We start from the raw sequence: 16,471 nt of genomic DNA, 5'->3' as shown, positions 1-16,471 counted from the left end.
CTCTATCCATCACCAACATTGATGAATAGACGTTTCGAGCCAGCTAATTTATCCATGATGATTGAGTATAAAATCGAACTAACACAGGCAATTGCAACAAATTTGACGCCTATATAAGGATATAGGCACAATAGCGCTCAATTATTAGTTGAGTAAATCATACGGGGACTAACCCGCAGCATTGTGAAAGGAATGTCGATTTGAATCCACTCGTACCGCCTTCACACCGTCATGGAAGTCTACGTCTTGGGTTAGCCATGTGGTCGCATCAGCATTGGCAAGGCAGTATTTATGGCCGCGAAACCAAACAGGTCGATCGACTTGCCCGCTATGCCGACATTTTTAATACCGTTGAAGGCAACACCAGTTTCTACGCAACACCGAGCCAACAAACCGTATTGAATTGGCACAGTGCGACCCCAGAGAGTTTTCGTTTTACCTTTAAGCTGCCACAGACCATCACCCACCAAAAACAGCTTTTACTTTGCGGACAAGAACTCAATGATTTTTTTCGAGTAATGGCGCCGCTGATAGAGAAAACGGGAGTTTGGAAAATACAGTTACCCGCTCACTTCGGGCCGGAACAATTGCCTGTACTGAAACAGTTTTTAGACCAAGTTCCCCAGGGACTCAACTACGGTGTAGAAGTGAGACATCCCGCTTTTTTTGCTAAGGGTGATGCAGAACGAGCACTAAATCGACTCCTCATAGGTAAGGGTATCAATCGTATCATTATGGATAGTCGTCCATTGTTTGCCCTACCTCCCAGCAATCAAGCCATCATCGATGCCCATAAGAAAAAACCGCGACTGCCTGTACATCCTATTGCCACAGCGAATACACCCGTAGTACGTTTTATTGGACAAACTGACGTGACAGAGCAAGGACTCATACAGGCAGAAACCGCGGGACTCCCCAAGAATAATGATGTCTTCTTTGCCAATTGGCAGAAGCAATTGCCGCTCTGGCTCATCGAAGGCCGCGAACCCTATCTTTTTATCCACACTCCCGATAATCGAACCGCCCCCGAACTTGCCATTCGCCTATATCAAAAGCTGCGAGAGCAGATTGCAGAGCAAGTTCAACTCTCAGCACTGAGTTTACTCGTTAAAACACCAGAGGAAACCAGCACCCAAATGGGGCTGTTTAGCGAGCCAACATAGCCCACAATGACGCTCGCAGACTTGCCATGGCACAGAAGCAAGCCGAATGCCCACGCACAAAAACGCCAGCTTAAATTAGCTGGCGTTTTAGGTTAGCGACTCACGCTGGCGTTATTGCAGATGACCCGCATTGTGTAATTCGCGATCATCCATCGGTGGTGGAGTCCACTGGTACATCCAAGTCTCAGTGAGTGGCTGTCCATCAACCTCCAAGTACACTCGCAGATTTATCGGCTCGAGACTATCTTCTGGAGGCACAAGATCAAACATGGCACGATAACCGTTGATCGATGCTAGAGGACGGGCAGACTCAATTTCTACACGGCCCTGAGAGGTGCTGATCACCGCCTTCACTTGGGTATCCTTGCCTAACATAGGTAAGGAACCACCAGCAAAATCAATCACAAAACGCTTGCTATAGTACTTACGTTTTTGGCCAACCACACCACCTAGGCCAGTGAAAGTATCCACTACGCGGGCACGTGGTGACTGAACGGGTGGAATTCCGCCCCAGTACATGTTGTAGCTATATAGCAATTCTTGACCGGGCTGGATGGGTTCAGCAGGATTCCAGAAGGCCACTATGTTATCGAAGGTTTCATCTAGGGTTGGGATTTCCACTAACTGTACGGAACCTTTACCCCAGTTCCCCGTTGGTTCGATCCACAGGCTCGGACGTTTTTCATAGAAAACGCCGTCATCCTGGTAATGATCGAAATGACGATCCCGCTGCAGCAAACCAAACCCCTTTGGATTCTCGTCGCTATAGGCATTAAAACGTAAATTGCTTGGGTTAGCTAAAGGACGCCAAATCCATTCACCGTTACCCGTGTGCATGGCAAGGCCATCGGTATCGTGGATCTCTTGACGCCAGTCGTAACCGGTGCGGCGATCATTTTCACCGACCATATACATACTCGTTAGCGGTGCAACCCCTAAACGCTCGATGGCTTTACGTGGATAAATCGCCACATCCACCTTCATTTTTAAACGCTCACCCGGCTCGATATCGAAGCGATAAGCCCCTGTCACACTCGGTGAATCAAGCAAGGCATAAACAGTAGCAATGTTAGAACCTGGTTGTGGCTTCTCTAACCAGAAGTGCGTAAACATCGGAAACTCTTCCGGTTTTGGTAATGCCGTATCCACAGCTAAACCACGGGCTGACAGACCGTACTGCATTTCTTGGCCTACCGCACGGAAATAGCTTGCCCCTAAGAAGGCGACTACATCGCGTTGCCAGTCAGTATTAAACTGCATTCTAAAGCCAGCAAACCCTAGGTCCTTCGGCATCTGACTGCCCTTCACTTTGGATTTGCCATAATCAAACATCGAGGGTGAATATTCGATAAGCTCCGCCTTCCCCCCATCAAGCTCATAGATGTGGACAGGTGTATCAAAATAGAGGCCTAAGTGAAACAGTTCGGCGCGAAACTCTGAATCATCCTCACGCCACATGGCCGCCTTTTTCTTATAATGGAATTGCTGGTAATCGTCCCAGCTCATGCCCTGTAAGCTCTTAGGCAATTCGCCCTTATGGCTGACATAGGATTCTGACGCCAGCGTATGGGCATAGCCTTTTAGCCAAGCGTAGCTAAATGCTTCACCCTCTTGCGGCGTGTTAGCCTTGCCAGCCGCACAGGCTGAGAGACTCAGTAATACGCTGCAGGTCAGCAATACACTGCCAACCATACGTTGTAGGCGGCCGCGGTGAGATTTGGCTTCAACCGACGAAGGTATCAGCCTAGTTCCACGGTTAACATTTCTTTGTTCGGGAAATAAATTGGGTTGCATAAGCAGACTCTGAATTGGTGTAACTTCCTGACACATCTCTGCAAATTTAAGCGTTATTGCAGTGACTGCCCTGTGGAGAACTGTTGATGACAGTGATAAACATACCTCTATCTCCATCAGTTCGCCAGAATCTAACATAATTTCGATACAATGGAATATGGCTCAGTGACAATATTCAATACTGACGCCAGTTTATGAAAATAGTATTAACGTGAACCACATAAAACAGCCCCCAATTCTTTAACTAAAAAGTACTTTAACTAAAAAGCGCTCTGGCTAGAAAGCATGGGCTAATCGAGTACGAACTCCACAAGGGGTTGTGTATCGCCACTCTCTTGGATGTATGCGTTTGTTAGGCGAAACCCGTGGTGTAAAAGTACCCGCTGGGAAGCGATGTTATGGGAAGCCACATGGGCAAAGAGTGGCCTTAAACGAACTAATGGCAAAAACTCACCTAGGGCTTGGGTGGCGACACCCTTACCCCAATACTCCCTGTCAATCCAATATCCTACCAGTGATTGGCCTTCACTTTGCCAATGACCGAGATAACCGACAAGCTTGCCATCGACCACTATCGCCATTGCGAGCACATTTTCCTGTCCGAGAATATTGTGCTGCCAATGGGCAAAAAAGGCTTCGCGATCCCGTGGGGAAAACTGGGCGAGTTGATTCGCTATCGGATCGCATTGGTGCGTATACAACACCTCAAGATCCTGCTCCGTGACCGGACGCAAACTCACCTTGAGGATTGTTGTTGGCGATGTTTCTGGCTTATTGGACATCTGATCTACCATTTTAGGTTGCATTTCATCTGGCTAGAGCATGCCATACTTTACCAACTAAGACTCAAGCAAAAAAATGGGCGTATAACCGAATGCGGCCAACGCCCTAAGAGGCAAAACAAAATAGATAAAATGCTAACTGAACATCAGAGCAAAAACTGGCGCGCCTAACACCATAGCAATACCAATAAAAATCATCGTTAAGCTGGCGATAACGCCCTCCTGTTGTCCAAGCTCCGTTGCCTTAGCCGCGCCAGCACCATGGGCCGATGCCCCCAGTGCAACACCTTTGCCTAGGGAGGTTCGAATGTGCATCAGTTTAAATAAAGGTTCACACACTAACATGCCAATAATCCCAGTGATGAGTACCATCATGGCCGTCAGTTCTGGCACCCCACCAAATGCACCTGTCGCCTCCATCGCAAAGGGAGTTGAAACGGAGCGAACGAATAGACTCCTTGAAAGCTCAACGGGAAGTGGTACCCACTTCACCAACAGCCAACTCGAGATCATGCCGAGGAATAGGCCTGCAACTACCCCCAAACTGAGAGTAAGCGGGTACTGACGGATCAACTTGCGTTCGCGGTAAATCGGCAGCGCAAAGGCGATAGTAGCCGGAGCTAACATGGCCATTAACCAATGGGTATATTCAAAATAGATCGGTAAGGGGATATCTAAGTTAAATACCAATACAGTGATCACCACAGGGGCAAATACTATCGGGGCTAGCCACCAGACCCTATGGCGTTGATATAAACATTTAGCGGCGAAATAACAGCATAGCGTCAGCAATAGGCTGAGCAGTGCTAACCCTGTTTGGGAAAACAGCAATGAGGATAAACCCACAGTGCTTAGATCTAGGTTAGACATCCTAAATGGCCTTAGCATGGCGGCGAGCATGCTTTTTAATATTGAGCTGACGCTCGAAACGAAACACTCTGTCTACCACAAATCCGGTTCCCACCATCACACATACACTGCCTATCACCAACGTAAACAGGATATTGGCGCCATATTGCTCAAATAACCCTTCATACTTAATCACGGATATCACTGGGGGAATAAAAAACAGCAATAACTCCCCGATAAGCCATGCGGCGCCTAATTGCACAGCACTCTCAGGTATAAGTTTAGAGCCAAGCAAAATCAATAAGATACCTAAACCAAGCACGCTACCGGGTATGGGCAAATGCGCCCAAATTGCCACCCAGTGGCAAGCAAAGGACAGTAAACAAAAGAGACCTATTTGGATAAAGAGCAAGGCCCCATAACGGCATCGACGTGTTGCGGCTGGAAATAACATGACGTTCTCGATTAACTCTCAGTTTCTATAGTGGTAGTTTAGGCTTGCCTATTTGATAAAAAAAATGAATATTAAGAATGTAATCCATAAATTTTAAGAATGCTTTTAAGGTGGGTAAACATGGATCTTAAAGTGATCCGTTATTTTATTGAGGTCGTTGATGCGGGCGGTTTTGGTAAAGCAGGGGAAAAAGTACACCTGACTCAGCCAGCCCTCTCAAAAGCCGTGCGGCAATTAGAGGATGAGCTGGATCTTACCTTGCTTGAACGGGGCAAACGCGGTACTCAAGTTAAACTTACCCCCGCAGGGGAAGTGGTCTATCGACACGGTAAAGAGTTGCTCGCAGGAAGACAACGTATGCTTGCCGAACTCACGGCGCAGCGCAGCTTAACCGCTGGTGAACTCAAACTGGGGTTGGCTCCCCTTGGCAGCGCCGAAATTTTTGCCCCCATAATAGCCAAATATCGTCAGCAATATCCGCAAATAGAGATGCACTTGCTCGTCCGTGGCGGCGTTGAGCAAACGATTGCCATTCAAAAAGGGGAAATTGAACTCGCCACAGGGATTATCAACTTCGATGAGGGTTACGATGGCATTCGGGTATTTAACGATCCTATGGTTGTCGTACTACCAAGGGAAAATGCATTAGCTTCCAGAGAGATATTATCGATTGTCGATCTAAAGGATCAGCCTCAGGTCATGTTTGAAACTGAGTATACCCTCTACCAATTAGTGCTCAAGGCCTGCCAACTTGCGGGATTTACTCCCCAGAATATCACCCGTGTCAGCCAAGCCGATTTTGGTATCGCCTTAGTGGCAGCGGGCACGGGGGTGATGATACTGCCGCGCTCAATAGCACGGCGCTATAGTGTCGCTGGGGTCGTCAATATTCCGCTAGCGAGTGACGAACTGCGTTGGGAGTTGTCACTCTTCTGGCGTAGAGATCAAGTGTTATCCTTCGCAGCCAAGGCCATGATTACCTTGGTCGAGAAACACTTAGCCCATAAATGACCCTATGTTACCAAGGGATCACTAAGCTCAAACGCACTAGAGTATCGTTATCCCAAGGTAAAATGGGCAGGTATTCGGGTGAATCCACATCGACCTTGGCATATTGGTCAAGATTGTATTGAGTGTGTTCAACGCTCAACACCCACTGGCTATGCTCTGCCCAGAAATTCGTTTGATAGGTTAGGTCAAACTTATATTGATCCTCAAGCCATGCGTCACCATCATGCCAAGTTTGCGCCGCAGCGCTCATATGTAACTTAGGCGTGATATCCGCGCCAAAACTGCCCATCACAGTGTAGGCTATCCCATCATTGCCAAAATCGCCCCGATCATAACCACGGGTTCTTGGCACATCGTCATCAATCTCCATAAAGTAATACCCCGCCCCCGCTTTTAACTGAGCCTGCGCTCGTTGACCTTGGTAATTGGCAGTTAACCCGGGAAATAACTTAATTTGTTTTTCTACCGAGCTAACCGTATTACGTTTGCCCTGCAAATCCACCTGCCAACCCAGGAAAAACTCGGGTGCGAAACGATAGAGTTCACCTATCGCCGCATAATCAGACTTGAACCAGACTGGAATATGGTCAGGATCTAAGTCATCCACATCCACATCGAGGAAAACATCGATCGAAGCGGAAAGCTGAATATCCGATGCGGTCCTATGTGCAATCAATAAACTCATGTCTGCACCGAATGTGTGAGAGTTCTCCTCCTCCACCACAAAATCGTGGATACCTAAGCTGTAATGCCATTGAGTCTGCTCTTCAGCACTCACCGAGGTTGATAAATTTAATAAAAGAACAAGCGACGCTAAACTAAGATATCTCACATTTTGCTCCCATAATGACCATTCAATCCGACCTAAAGATTAGCCTAATTTATGCGCTAAATACCCATTATTCCTAAAAAATGTGATTAAAAAGCGAATAAAATAATCAGTTTAGCCAAGTGTTTATCGTAAATGGCTCGTTAAATACCTTTTTATTCAATGAATGAATATAAACTGATTTAAATTATTACACTATAACACTGATGTTTACCACCCAAGCCCTCCGACACACAACAAGCTAACTATTTAAAAACAATTCAGTATCAAATCAAGCTATAGCATAAAACGATTTCGAAATAGTCACTAAAACCCCAAAACAAAGTGAATTTATAATCAATTTTAAAGCATAAATATTGACACAACTGGTTCATCTGCCTATAGTCGCCGTCAGCATAACCAAATTGATAAGAGAGTCAGAAATGAAAAAATCCACGTTATTAGGCGGCCTCACCTTGACTGCCACCTTGTTGTTAGCTGGATGTGGAAAAAGCGATGAGGTATTAGTGGTTGGCACCAATGCCGCCTTTCCTCCCTTCGAATATGTTGGCGGCCAAAGTGGCGATGAAATCAAAGGCTTCGATATCGAACTGGCAAAACAAATCGCTAAAGATGCAGGCAAGACGCTGAAAGTCGAAAATATGAAATTCGATTCACTGATCGTCGCGCTCAATTCCGGCAAAATTGACTTTATCGCCTCGGGCATGACGATCACCGCCGAACGTCAAGCAAACGTAAACTTCTCTGACCCTTACTACGAAGCGACTCAAGTCGTATTAGTTAACAAAGATAACGATAGTATTCACACACTTGAAGATATTAAGGGTAAACATTTTGCGGTGCAGTTAGGCACAACAGCTGACATCATGTCGAAAAAATACACGCAAAATATCACCGCCTTTAATACGGGTTTTGAAGCCATCATGGAACTTAAAAATGCCAAGGTGGATTTAGTGCTATTTGACAGCGAACCTGCCGCTAACTACCTGGCTAAAAATCCTGAATTAAAGCTGATTAAACTGGATTTTCCTGCTGAGTTTTATGGCTTCGCCGTGTCGAAAGAGCAACCAGAACTGCTGGCGAGCATCAACAAAACACTGGCTAACATGAAAGCCGACGGCCAATATCAGACGCTCGTTTCAGCCCATATCAAGTGATACCTATGATAGATGCAATCAATACCTCGCTATTTAGCCCCATAGGCGACGATGGCATGATAGGCATACTGCTGATTTTAAATGGTTTGAAGGTCACGCTTATCGTCACTTTTTTTGCCATGTTATTAGGTGCAGTTCTGGGCGTTGGCACCACGCTGATGAAAATGTCATCTAAGTGGTATATCCGCTTCCCAGCGAACCTTTATGTCGGCGTGATCCGTGGCACACCTGTGGTTGTGCAGTTAGTGATCCTTTACTTCATCGTACTTTCAGCCTTAGATGTCGATAAAATCACCGCCGCCATCATCGCCTTTGGCCTAAACAGTGGCGCCTATATTTCGGAGATTATCCGCGCAGGCATTCAAGCCGTAGACAAAGGGCAAACCGAAGCGGCACGCTCACTCGGTTTATCCCAGGCCATGACGATGAAGTCGATCATCTTGCCCCAGGCCATCAAGAATATTCTGCCAGCCCTTGGTAATGAATTTATTGTGCTACTCAAGGAAACCGCGGTCATTGGCTTTATCGGCGGTGTCGACTTAATGCGCGCCGGAGAGATCATCCGTAGTCGCACCTTCGAAGACAGTGTGCCCTTATTTACCTGCGCACTCATCTACCTATTCCTGACCTACAGCTTCACATTCATGCTGTCGAAATTCGAAAAGAGGTTGAAACAAAGTGATTAAGATAACCAACCTGCATAAAAATTTCGGTGATAACCATGTGCTTAAAGGCATAAACGAGCATATTCGCCAAGGTGAAGTGGTCAGTGTCATTGGCCCCAGCGGCAGTGGCAAGAGTACCTTTTTGCGCTGTATCAATCTGCTTGAGCAACCTAGCCAAGGGGATATTGAAATCGAAGGCCAGTCGATAACAGCCAAAGATGCCTGTGTCGATAAACTGCGGCAAAAAGTGGGCATGGTGTTTCAAAACTTTAACCTGTTTCCCCATAAAACTGTCATCCAAAACATTACCTTAGCCCCCATCAGTCTAAAACTGATGACGCCACCTCAGGCCGAAACGAAAGCCCTCGACCTACTGGCACAGGTCGGCTTAAGTGACAAAGCCAATGCTTATCCCGCCAGCTTATCCGGCGGCCAAAAACAAAGGGTCGCCATTGCCCGCGCACTGGCGATGGAACCAGACTTGATGTTATTTGATGAGCCGACATCGGCACTCGATCCCGAAATGGTCGGCGATGTGCTAGATGTGATGAAAGACCTAGCGCTGAAGGGCATGACCATGGTGATTGTCACCCATGAAATGGGCTTTGCGCGCGATGTGTCTGACCGAGTGATCTTTATGGATGGCGGCTATGTGGTCGAATCGAGCCCACCCGATGAGTTATTTACCCATCCCAAAGAAGCCCGCACCCAAGCGTTTTTAAGCAAAGTACTGCGCTAGCTAAAGCGGCTTAAGTTAAATTCATTATTGGAGGCAGGGGCGGATTGTCATCTTGCATATCTCTCTGGCTGACCTTTTTAGCACTAGCGTAACCTGTAGATTTTAAAGACATAGGTAGTACGCTTTGGGACAAAAATACGTAAGTTTAAGGCACTAAAGGTGATTAATAGCATTAGCAAAGTTATGGTAACCAGATTAGTTTACACAGAACCCGCATATTCGTTGGCTGATATCCACTAACGCAGGCTTGCCATGTTGCTCGCTCACCGACACGCAGCAAGTCCCTCCCTGGATGCTCGACCGCCCCGTCCATGGGGCGGACGGTCGTCTCGCCAATCACCATGGCTCACCTGCTTAGCATCGGTGTGGCCTGTAAGTTTTAAAGAAATACGCGGCACGTTTTGGGACAAAACCTTGTTAGATTTTTTACTCTAATACGTTGGTTTCGGATTAATATTTCTATGGGGTAACGCCCGCATTTGTGGCTGGTTTGGGGCGCAGCGGAAAAACAGTCCGGCAACATGCGCTTGTTAGCACTAGAATGGCACATCACTATCAAAACCTAGCGGTGGTAAGGGAGCTTTTGGTTGTAGAAGATCTTCGTTCTGCAACAGAATATCAACTCCCATCTCAGTAATAGAGTACGCATAAAAGTCGTAGCCATCATGCTCGTCGGTTTCCACTGTTTTGCTCAAATACCCCATTCTTTCTAATTTTATCAACGATATTTGTAACGCTGCCTCATTTGTACCGCGGAAATTGTTTGAAATTCTATGAAACGGTAGGCCCACAGGATTTGCGGTATGGCTTTGTAGGCAAGCTGCTAGAAATTTGTAGTCTTGCTCTTTGAGTTCGTAACTTGTGGGATTGGCAATAATCTTTTTGGATTCAGAGAGTCTTTCGTGATTTATTAAACCCAGCCTTTCAACCTCAGATTTAATCAATGAACACGCACGATTAGTCGCTGAAACCAAATCCCCGTCCGATCGATTTGCATCATAATCAGCAGGGGTTACACCTAGCAAATCAGTTGGAAGGTACATTTCTACATCGCGGGGCTTTAATATGAATGAGCGCGATTTACCAATTGCACCAACAAATAACCCCATCTCGAAGATTACGTTATCTCGGACTACATGCTGGCTTCTGCTCCGAATCGTAGATATGTCGTCTGGAGCAAAAATAAAGAGCGCAAAATCTACAAAAGATGATTTCTCTACAAGATCATCAATTGCAGAAGATGAGAGCTTGAAAGTGCCATTCTTCCAGAGAGTAACTTCAAACTCATGATCCAAATTTACATTCACAGCTTCGGCAATAGCTAAACTCTCAACAGATGAAGCAATAAATAATCTTGGCTTTCTCAATTCATTATCTCCATGCTCGGTTGAGTGCTAACGCCTCCAACAAGGGGCGAGCATAGCAAGATCCCGCGCGCGCAGTACGTATTTCTGATTGGGCTTGTTATATGAGTGTTTGGTTGTGCACTGAAACAAACTCTTTAAAACCACCATGGTCAACTTCAAAAAAGGTTTCGAATATCTCACGTTCATGCGCTGTTATTTCAGCTGAAAACCCACAATCTTTAAGCCGATTCGCCCACCAGCTTACATTATCATCGTGAGGGTTCTTCAGTATCTGATAAATGTAAAATGTCTTAACCAATGGGCTCATTTTCTCGATGCTCCCATGTGAACGAATCACAGATTCACAAAAAAGTCGCTGTCTTGTGGTATTCTCTGGGCCCGCACTTGGGTCCGTTCGCATTGCGCCTATACATTCCGTAACCATAGTGTCTTTGATATTGAGGCTGTACCCTATGATTTTCGAAGCTTTCCTGATATTACCTGAGAGAGTACGGTATATAAAGTAAACCCCAATTGCTACTGCAAACAGAATCCATCCCATCCTATTTTCCTTCTCTATTGCCAAAAATCTAGCCATCCATTTTAGATCAATAACATAATGCACTTTGGGTTTGTCTACATCTTGTACGAGCTAAAATTGCTTAAACTAGAGTCATCAAAAGTTAAAGAGCTAAAGCTGAAGCATAAAAATGAGTTAACCCATTAAAAAATTGTAAAATCTAGCTATCAATTTTAGATCAACAACATAATGCACTTTGGGTTTGTCTACAACTTGTACAAGCTAAAATCGCTTAAACTAGAGTCATCAAAAGTTAAAGGGCTAATGATAACGCTGGAGTCACCCAGCATCCTTCCTGTGCCGGAAGCCTACTACAATATAGGGTATGACGGGACATTTTTTGAAAAAAGTGGTAGGTAGTGAAAAGTATTTGCAGGAGGGAAAGTGGATGTTTGAGTTACGTTTAAAAATAGTGTTATTGTTTTTTCTACTGGTACCACCAGTGTTTATTTATTTTGTTTTTATAAAGGATGATCATAAATTCATTAATGTTATGACGGATGTTAGTAAAACCGAAGTCTATCAAGCGATAAAGTTATCCAGATATGGTAAACAGGAAGAGATAATTAGGTTTGCCGATTTTTATGATTGTTTGCAAGCTTATCAGCCATTGTGGAAAAGAAAATTTCCCGAAGGTCATCCGAGCGAAGATTTTTACTTACAAGTTTTCATACCATCTAAGGATCTATTGTTTTTTAATGTAAGAAGTAATGAAGCGTATCACGTGTTTGTAAGAAGTATGGATGAGAATGGTGTTTACCAAGACTCATCTGGCACCCATGCGATTAACTGCAGTATTGATCTAATTGATTTTGTAGATAAATCAGAAGTTTTTTAAGATATTTCAGGACATAACACTTTTTGCGGAATATAGACTCCGAAATGTGGGTTCTGCCAATAAATCTAGCCACCCATTTTAGATTAACGACATAATGCACTTTCGACTTGTCTACAACTTGTACGAGTTAAAATAGCTAAAATAAGAACCATCAACAGTTGCAGGGACTGTATTTAAGACAATAAATTGAGCTAATTCCTTCAAAAATGGTGTATTTCAGACGAAGTAAGTCATCCCAGCACTTGGGAGGTGCTAGACGATAATTATTTTCGAAGTGATGTAAGTTGCTGTCAGTTGCTGTGTAAGTGCTGACTGCTTGCCGCAAAGTGTCGTCGCTTTTCTAAATGTTCGCAGTAACCGGTCAGTTCTTGCAGCGTGCCCACTGGGCCATGAAATAGCTTGCCAAACTCTGTGGTCAATTTAAGCCAATTGCCATGGGGAATATTTAATCTTGTCAGTAACTTAGCGCTATTTTCACTGATAGCACCACGTTTATCATTGCGGATGATTCGACCAGTATCATCAACCAATTCGAGGTAATCCGTTAAGGAAAACGCAATGCCATTGGGCTGGTTTTCGTGTTCATTACCGATTAAAGGCAATAGATTTTTTGGGTGCTCACCTTTTAATGCAGCCCGAATCCGCAGCTGGATACTGGTATGGTTGGATTGTTCTGGCGTATCAGCCAGTTGGACTCTGATGGGACTTCTTTTAATAAAGAGTAATCAGCATAGGCCATACAGGCTAAAAGCTTTGCCTTAATCAACCTAAGCCTTATATCTAAAGCCAGATCATAACTTAGCACTAAGCTCATCCATTGATCTTTGCCGTCAAAACATGATCCCGCCATTGCCCTGCAATCATCAAGTAATCTCGGGCAAAACCTTCCTTTTCAAATCCTAATTGTGCCAAAACTGCAGCACTACGCTTATTTTCAGGCATATAATTTGCCATGATTCGGTGAAGTCCAACGTTCTTAAACATGTAATCTATTCCGGCAGACAAAATTTCAGTCATTAGCCCCTGCCCCTCAAATCTTTGCGAGATAGAATAGCCAAGAAAACAGGCTTGAAAAACACCACGGGTAACACCTGTAAAATTACAAATGCCTATGACTTCCTGTCGGTCTTTTGTCAATGCGACAAACTTGAACTCACTGCCATGACTAAATGCTTGCTCCGCCGCGGTTAATGCATCTTGCCAATACTCAAGCGTTAAATAATGACTTCCACGAATAGGCTCCCAAGGTGCTAAATGCTGTTGATTATCTAGGTAGTACTTCAACAGTAAAGGGGCAGAATTCCTATCTAGAATTTCTATTAAGCTTCTTTGTGTTTCAATAATTTTCATCATTTATCCTGAATCCAGTTTCAAAAATTTTTTGAAACTAATACCTGTCTCGATCACATTGTTTTTTACTTAAACCCGCTTAAAATGCTGTACTACATTTGTATTCCTCGATGATATGGAGCCGTTACATGAGTGATTTAAGTTTTCTCGCGAAAAAGCGTTACACCACTAAGGCATTTGATCCTACTAAGACAATTCCTGCGGATAAAATAGAAGAAATCAAAACCTTACTGCAGTTCAGCCCATCATCGACTAACTCGCAACCTTGGCACTTTGTGCTGGCCAGCACCGCCGAAGGCAAAGCCTTAGTGGCGCAGGCGACTGAAAACTTCGCATTTAATACCCCAAAAAATCCTCAATGCTTCCCATGTAGTTGTACTCTGTACTCGTACCCAATTAGATGAAGCGCACTTACTGCAAGTGCTGGAACAAGAAGCAAAGGATGGTCGCTTTGCCAATGAAGAAGCCAAGCAAGGCCAACATAATGGCCGCTCTTTCTTCGCCAATATGCACAAATATGAGCTGAAAGATGCCCAACATTGGATGGAGAAGCAAGTCTACTTAGCACTCGGCACCTTAATGCTTGGCGCGAGCGTGTTAGATATCGATGCCTGTCCGATTGAAGGTTTCGATGCTACTAAACTGAACCAAGTTTTAGGTCTGCGGGAAAAAGGTCTATGTGCTTCAGTGGTCGTCGCCCTCGGCTATCGCTCGGATAACGATTTCAACGCTCAGCTGCCTAAGTCTCGTTTAGCACAAGAAGTGATCTTCACCGAAATCTAAACCGAACCATAAATAAAATGCCTTTGATTTAACAGTGTTTAAATCGGGGCATTTTGTTTTTTGCATAAAAATGCCGCTTCGCTAGCTCCAAATCATCCCTAAAAACCAACAAAAAGATGGAGTGACTCGCGGATCGATTGCTCTAAAATCCATCTTTACCTACACTTTTGCTCTATGGCATAGTCTATTTTCGCTGATGTTTTATGGACGAAGGTAGGGCTTTAAAATCCACGGTTAGCCACAACCATCTGTTCGATAAGATAAAGTTTATTTTTCATCACTTAAGCTTTGCAAACCATATAGGATGGGACAGTCAGTATGCTACTCGCTAAATCCTCACTCACAGATCAGGCACAATCGGAGCGGTTATCGACCACTAAAGGTGACAACCCTCTTATTTGGCCCCTTCTCTCTGTATTGCAAGCCTCAAATCACAGTTGGAAAATCCACCATCTTGCGACAGAATTACAAAGCAAAGGGCTTATTCACCCCCTCGATGACAATCCAGGTAACGATCTTTTTAAACGCAATTTCCTGCTAATGAATGCCCTGTTTGAATTACAAGAAATACTGCTACCTAAGCAATGGTTACAAGTCAAAGCCATGGAGATCCAAATATTCCGCTTAGTCCCATCTAATGTTAACCTATTGATCATGCAAGATTCTGCCCTGAGGGATTACTACTTTGACTGGAATAATTACGATGCTAGTGAAAATGTAATTCGAGAGTTATTGGAAGCCTTCTGGAGCAGTTATAAGAGTTATATTGGCCTCAATGTGAACTTAATGAACAAGGGCCATGCCCTTAGAGTCTTCGAGTTAGATGAAAGTGCAAGCGCGCGGGATATCCGCAAACAGTGGCGCCGTTTAGCATTAAAATGGCATCCCGATCGGCCAGATGGCGATGCCACACGATTCCGCGAAGTCTGTGAGGCTTGGCAATCCTTAAGAGATATTGCTTAAGATGGTGTCACTAGCGATGCTCGCCCTAGCACAGGGGCTTGCTCCTGCTATCAACTGCACTACCATTCGGCCCTGTAAGGTGCGAAATAGACCCATAGAGAAGTGTGATCCCCTTTGCAGTCCTGTAAATCTCATGGAAACTCCCTTCAGGGATCACACATTTACTCCAATATCCCCACTGTAATTCAGCGATAATTAAGCCTTTCAATTTACTCTGGAACCCTGTGTGAACACGGGCATTTTGGCAAGCGTCACTTCGAGAAGAAACATCCCCAGTTTGTCTAATGCCTAATTTGCCGAGCCGTTAACAGAAGATCTGAATTCAATCTAACCGACTTTGAGGAACATATGATCAAACCATTAACCTTGGCTGTAGCCTTAATTGTCACACCATTAAGCGCGTTTGCCGCCAACTTTGTCGAAGGCACCCATTATACTCAAGTGTCTGATAAGGCCCCCAGCAGCGAGCCCAAACTCACTGAGTTTTACTCATTTTACTGCCATAACTGCTTCAATATGGAAACAAATTATCTACCTGATATTAAAGCCAATTTAAATAAGCAGATTCGCTTTGATAGCAAACATGTTGATTTTATGAATAGCGCAATCGGGACAGAGGTGATGCGCTCACTCTCGGTTATTCAACACGTTGATAATAAAGAGGCGATTACCCATGCCATGTTCACTGCTATCCAAGGTGAAGCAGGTGCAAATGGCCATGATCACAGTGCACCGAATCATGAACACCAAGTGCAAATCAACAGTCGCGACGATATTAAGCAAGTCTTCGCCCAATTCGGCATAGATGCTGCCAAGTATGATGAACTTGCCGATAGCAAAAACACCGATGAAAAACTTGCCCTGTGGCGCGCGCAGCAGGAACAGTTCCGAGTTGAAAGCGTTCCCACATTTATTGTGAATGATAAATATGCAGTCAATTTAAGTAATATCAAAACGTTAGATGAATTAATTGGCGTAATAAATTATCTTGCCGTCGAAAAAGATGCCAAAGCCCCAACAAGCTCGGGTGGCAGTTTAGGCTGGCTGTTCCTCGTATTTGCTGCAATGTTAGGTTTAGGTCGCCAACAGCGTTCTTAAATATTCATGCCATAAAAAAACCAGCATTTCTGCTGGTTTTTTATTATGAAGCTCAGTTTTATTCTGTGGG

Annotated in this window: 16 protein-coding genes and 2 pseudogenes; 9 read left to right on the top strand and 9 right to left on the bottom strand. The window is 44.7% G+C overall.

Going from position 1 to position 16,471, the window contains the following annotated elements; translation table 11 throughout:
• Nucleotides 1–257: 257 nt before the first annotated feature.
• On the top strand, nt 258–1,163 hold the full coding sequence (locus tag SOHN41_RS03585) for a DUF72 domain-containing protein (protein WP_007645679.1): 906 nt from the start codon (nt 258–260) through the stop codon (nt 1,161–1,163).
• A 111-nt stretch (nt 1,164–1,274) separates the two neighbouring features.
• Here SOHN41_RS03585 and SOHN41_RS03580 read toward each other — a convergent pair whose 3' ends face one another.
• From SOHN41_RS03580 to SOHN41_RS03565, 4 genes are all read right to left on the bottom strand, one after another.
• The gene (locus SOHN41_RS03580) at nt 1,275–2,957 is read right to left on the bottom strand and encodes a glucan biosynthesis protein (RefSeq protein WP_037457986.1); all 1,683 of its coding nucleotides are present in this window, start codon (nt 2,955–2,957) and stop codon (nt 1,275–1,277) included.
• Between the two features lie 290 nt (nt 2,958–3,247).
• On the bottom strand, nt 3,248–3,739 hold the full coding sequence (locus SOHN41_RS03575) for a GNAT family N-acetyltransferase (RefSeq protein WP_007645675.1): 492 nt from the start codon (nt 3,737–3,739) through the stop codon (nt 3,248–3,250).
• 135 nt (nt 3,740–3,874) lie between these two features.
• Nucleotides 3,875–4,609, bottom strand: a complete 735-nt coding sequence (locus SOHN41_RS03570) for an LrgB family protein (RefSeq protein ID WP_007645673.1) — start codon at nt 4,607–4,609, stop codon at nt 3,875–3,877.
• Nucleotide 4,610: 1 nt separating this feature from the next.
• Nucleotides 4,611–5,042 carry a CidA/LrgA family protein gene (locus tag SOHN41_RS03565; RefSeq protein ID WP_007645671.1) on the bottom strand — a complete coding sequence of 144 codons (432 nt, stop codon included), beginning with the start codon at nt 5,040–5,042 and terminating at the stop codon, nt 4,611–4,613.
• A 120-nt stretch (nt 5,043–5,162) separates the two neighbouring features.
• On the opposite strand from SOHN41_RS03565, the gene SOHN41_RS03560 reads away from it, so the two are divergent.
• The gene (locus SOHN41_RS03560) at nt 5,163–6,053 is read left to right on the top strand and encodes a LysR family transcriptional regulator (RefSeq protein ID WP_007645668.1); all 891 of its coding nucleotides are present in this window, start codon (nt 5,163–5,165) and stop codon (nt 6,051–6,053) included.
• 7 nt (nt 6,054–6,060) lie between these two features.
• On the opposite strand, the gene SOHN41_RS03555 is transcribed toward SOHN41_RS03560, so the two are convergent.
• Nucleotides 6,061–6,885 carry a hypothetical protein gene (locus tag SOHN41_RS03555; RefSeq protein WP_007645667.1) on the bottom strand — a complete coding sequence of 275 codons (825 nt, stop codon included), beginning with the start codon at nt 6,883–6,885 and terminating at the stop codon, nt 6,061–6,063.
• Between the two features lie 419 nt (nt 6,886–7,304).
• Between SOHN41_RS03555 and SOHN41_RS03550 the strand changes: the two genes are divergently transcribed.
• Genes SOHN41_RS03550 through SOHN41_RS03540 form a run of 3 tightly spaced genes read left to right on the top strand, consistent with a single transcriptional unit; the run spans nt 7,305 to nt 9,443 of the window.
• Nucleotides 7,305–8,039, top strand: coding sequence for a basic amino acid ABC transporter substrate-binding protein (locus SOHN41_RS03550; protein ID WP_007645666.1), 735 nt, complete (start codon nt 7,305–7,307; stop codon nt 8,037–8,039).
• A 5-nt stretch (nt 8,040–8,044) separates the two neighbouring features.
• Entirely contained in the window at nt 8,045–8,725 is a 681-nt protein-coding gene (locus SOHN41_RS03545) for an amino acid ABC transporter permease (protein WP_007645665.1), read from the top strand.
• Nucleotides 8,718–9,443: an amino acid ABC transporter ATP-binding protein gene (locus SOHN41_RS03540; RefSeq protein WP_007645664.1), complete on the top strand. Its 726-nt coding sequence runs from the start codon at nt 8,718–8,720 to the stop codon at nt 9,441–9,443. Before SOHN41_RS03545 ends, SOHN41_RS03540 begins: the two co-directional genes overlap by 8 nt.
• Before the next feature lie 536 nt (nt 9,444–9,979).
• Here SOHN41_RS03540 and SOHN41_RS03535 read toward each other — a convergent pair.
• Together SOHN41_RS03535 and SOHN41_RS03530 are read right to left on the bottom strand one after the other, a co-directional pair.
• Nucleotides 9,980–10,810, bottom strand: a complete 831-nt coding sequence (locus tag SOHN41_RS03535; RefSeq protein WP_007645663.1) for a TIR domain-containing protein — start codon at nt 10,808–10,810, stop codon at nt 9,980–9,982.
• 97 nt (nt 10,811–10,907) lie between these two features.
• A complete protein-coding gene (locus SOHN41_RS03530; RefSeq protein ID WP_037457983.1) occupies nt 10,908–11,351 on the bottom strand; it encodes a DUF1198 family protein in 444 nt (147 codons plus the stop codon).
• Nucleotides 11,352–11,709: 358 nt separating this feature from the next.
• Here SOHN41_RS03530 and SOHN41_RS03525 point away from each other — a divergent pair, with 358 nt between their 5' ends.
• Nucleotides 11,710–12,207: a hypothetical protein gene (locus SOHN41_RS03525; RefSeq protein ID WP_139058321.1), complete on the top strand. Its 498-nt coding sequence runs from the start codon at nt 11,710–11,712 to the stop codon at nt 12,205–12,207.
• A gap of 290 nt (nt 12,208–12,497) precedes the next feature.
• Here the strand turns inward: SOHN41_RS03525 and SOHN41_RS03520 are convergent.
• Nucleotides 12,498–12,973, bottom strand: a pseudogene (locus SOHN41_RS03520) (transposase); the annotation flags it as partial.
• A gap of 44 nt (nt 12,974–13,017) precedes the next feature.
• The gene (gene rimJ / locus SOHN41_RS03515; RefSeq protein WP_007645659.1) at nt 13,018–13,557 is read right to left on the bottom strand and encodes a ribosomal protein S5-alanine N-acetyltransferase; all 540 of its coding nucleotides are present in this window, start codon (nt 13,555–13,557) and stop codon (nt 13,018–13,020) included.
• A 128-nt stretch (nt 13,558–13,685) separates the two neighbouring features.
• Between rimJ and nfsB the strand changes: the two are divergent.
• The 3 genes and pseudogenes from nfsB to SOHN41_RS03500 all read left to right on the top strand — a co-directional run bounded on the left by nfsB (nt 13,686) and on the right by SOHN41_RS03500 (nt 16,401).
• Nucleotides 13,686–14,340 (top strand): annotated as a pseudogene (gene nfsB, locus SOHN41_RS03510) (oxygen-insensitive NAD(P)H nitroreductase).
• A 318-nt stretch (nt 14,341–14,658) separates the two neighbouring features.
• Nucleotides 14,659–15,303 (top strand): DNA-J related domain-containing protein, encoded by a 645-nt coding sequence (locus SOHN41_RS03505; RefSeq protein WP_007645656.1) that lies wholly within the window; start codon nt 14,659–14,661, stop codon nt 15,301–15,303.
• Between the two features lie 348 nt (nt 15,304–15,651).
• Nucleotides 15,652–16,401 (top strand): DsbA family protein, encoded by a 750-nt coding sequence (locus tag SOHN41_RS03500; RefSeq protein WP_007645651.1) that lies wholly within the window; start codon nt 15,652–15,654, stop codon nt 16,399–16,401.
• Nucleotides 16,402–16,471: the final 70 nt, after the last annotated feature.

Source organism: Shewanella sp. HN-41, from assembly GCF_000217915.1.
Classification (GTDB): Bacteria; Pseudomonadota; Gammaproteobacteria; order Enterobacterales; family Shewanellaceae; genus Shewanella.
Note: the sequence above shows the minus strand (reverse complement) of the source record. Positions and strands in the feature narration are given on the sequence as shown.

Coding starts and splice junctions, on each gene's coding strand:
- SOHN41_RS03585 (WP_007645679.1), top strand. CDS start 258: ATGTGGTCGCATCAGCATTGGCAAGGCAGTATTTATGGCCGCGAAACC.
- SOHN41_RS03580 (WP_037457986.1), bottom strand. CDS start 2,957: ATGCAACCCAATTTATTTCCCGAACAAAGAAATGTTAACCGTGGAACT.
- SOHN41_RS03575 (WP_007645675.1), bottom strand. CDS start 3,739: ATGTCCAATAAGCCAGAAACATCGCCAACAACAATCCTCAAGGTGAGT.
- SOHN41_RS03570 (WP_007645673.1), bottom strand. CDS start 4,609: ATGTCTAACCTAGATCTAAGCACTGTGGGTTTATCCTCATTGCTGTTT.
- SOHN41_RS03565 (WP_007645671.1), bottom strand. CDS start 5,042: ATGTTATTTCCAGCCGCAACACGTCGATGCCGTTATGGGGCCTTGCTC.
- SOHN41_RS03560 (WP_007645668.1), top strand. CDS start 5,163: ATGGATCTTAAAGTGATCCGTTATTTTATTGAGGTCGTTGATGCGGGC.
- SOHN41_RS03550 (WP_007645666.1), top strand. CDS start 7,305: ATGAAAAAATCCACGTTATTAGGCGGCCTCACCTTGACTGCCACCTTG.
- SOHN41_RS03545 (WP_007645665.1), top strand. CDS start 8,045: ATGATAGATGCAATCAATACCTCGCTATTTAGCCCCATAGGCGACGAT.
- SOHN41_RS03530 (WP_037457983.1), bottom strand. CDS start 11,351: ATGGGATGGATTCTGTTTGCAGTAGCAATTGGGGTTTACTTTATATAC.
- rimJ (WP_007645659.1), bottom strand. CDS start 13,557: ATGAAAATTATTGAAACACAAAGAAGCTTAATAGAAATTCTAGATAGG.
- SOHN41_RS03505 (WP_007645656.1), top strand. CDS start 14,659: ATGCTACTCGCTAAATCCTCACTCACAGATCAGGCACAATCGGAGCGG.
- SOHN41_RS03500 (WP_007645651.1), top strand. CDS start 15,652: ATGATCAAACCATTAACCTTGGCTGTAGCCTTAATTGTCACACCATTA.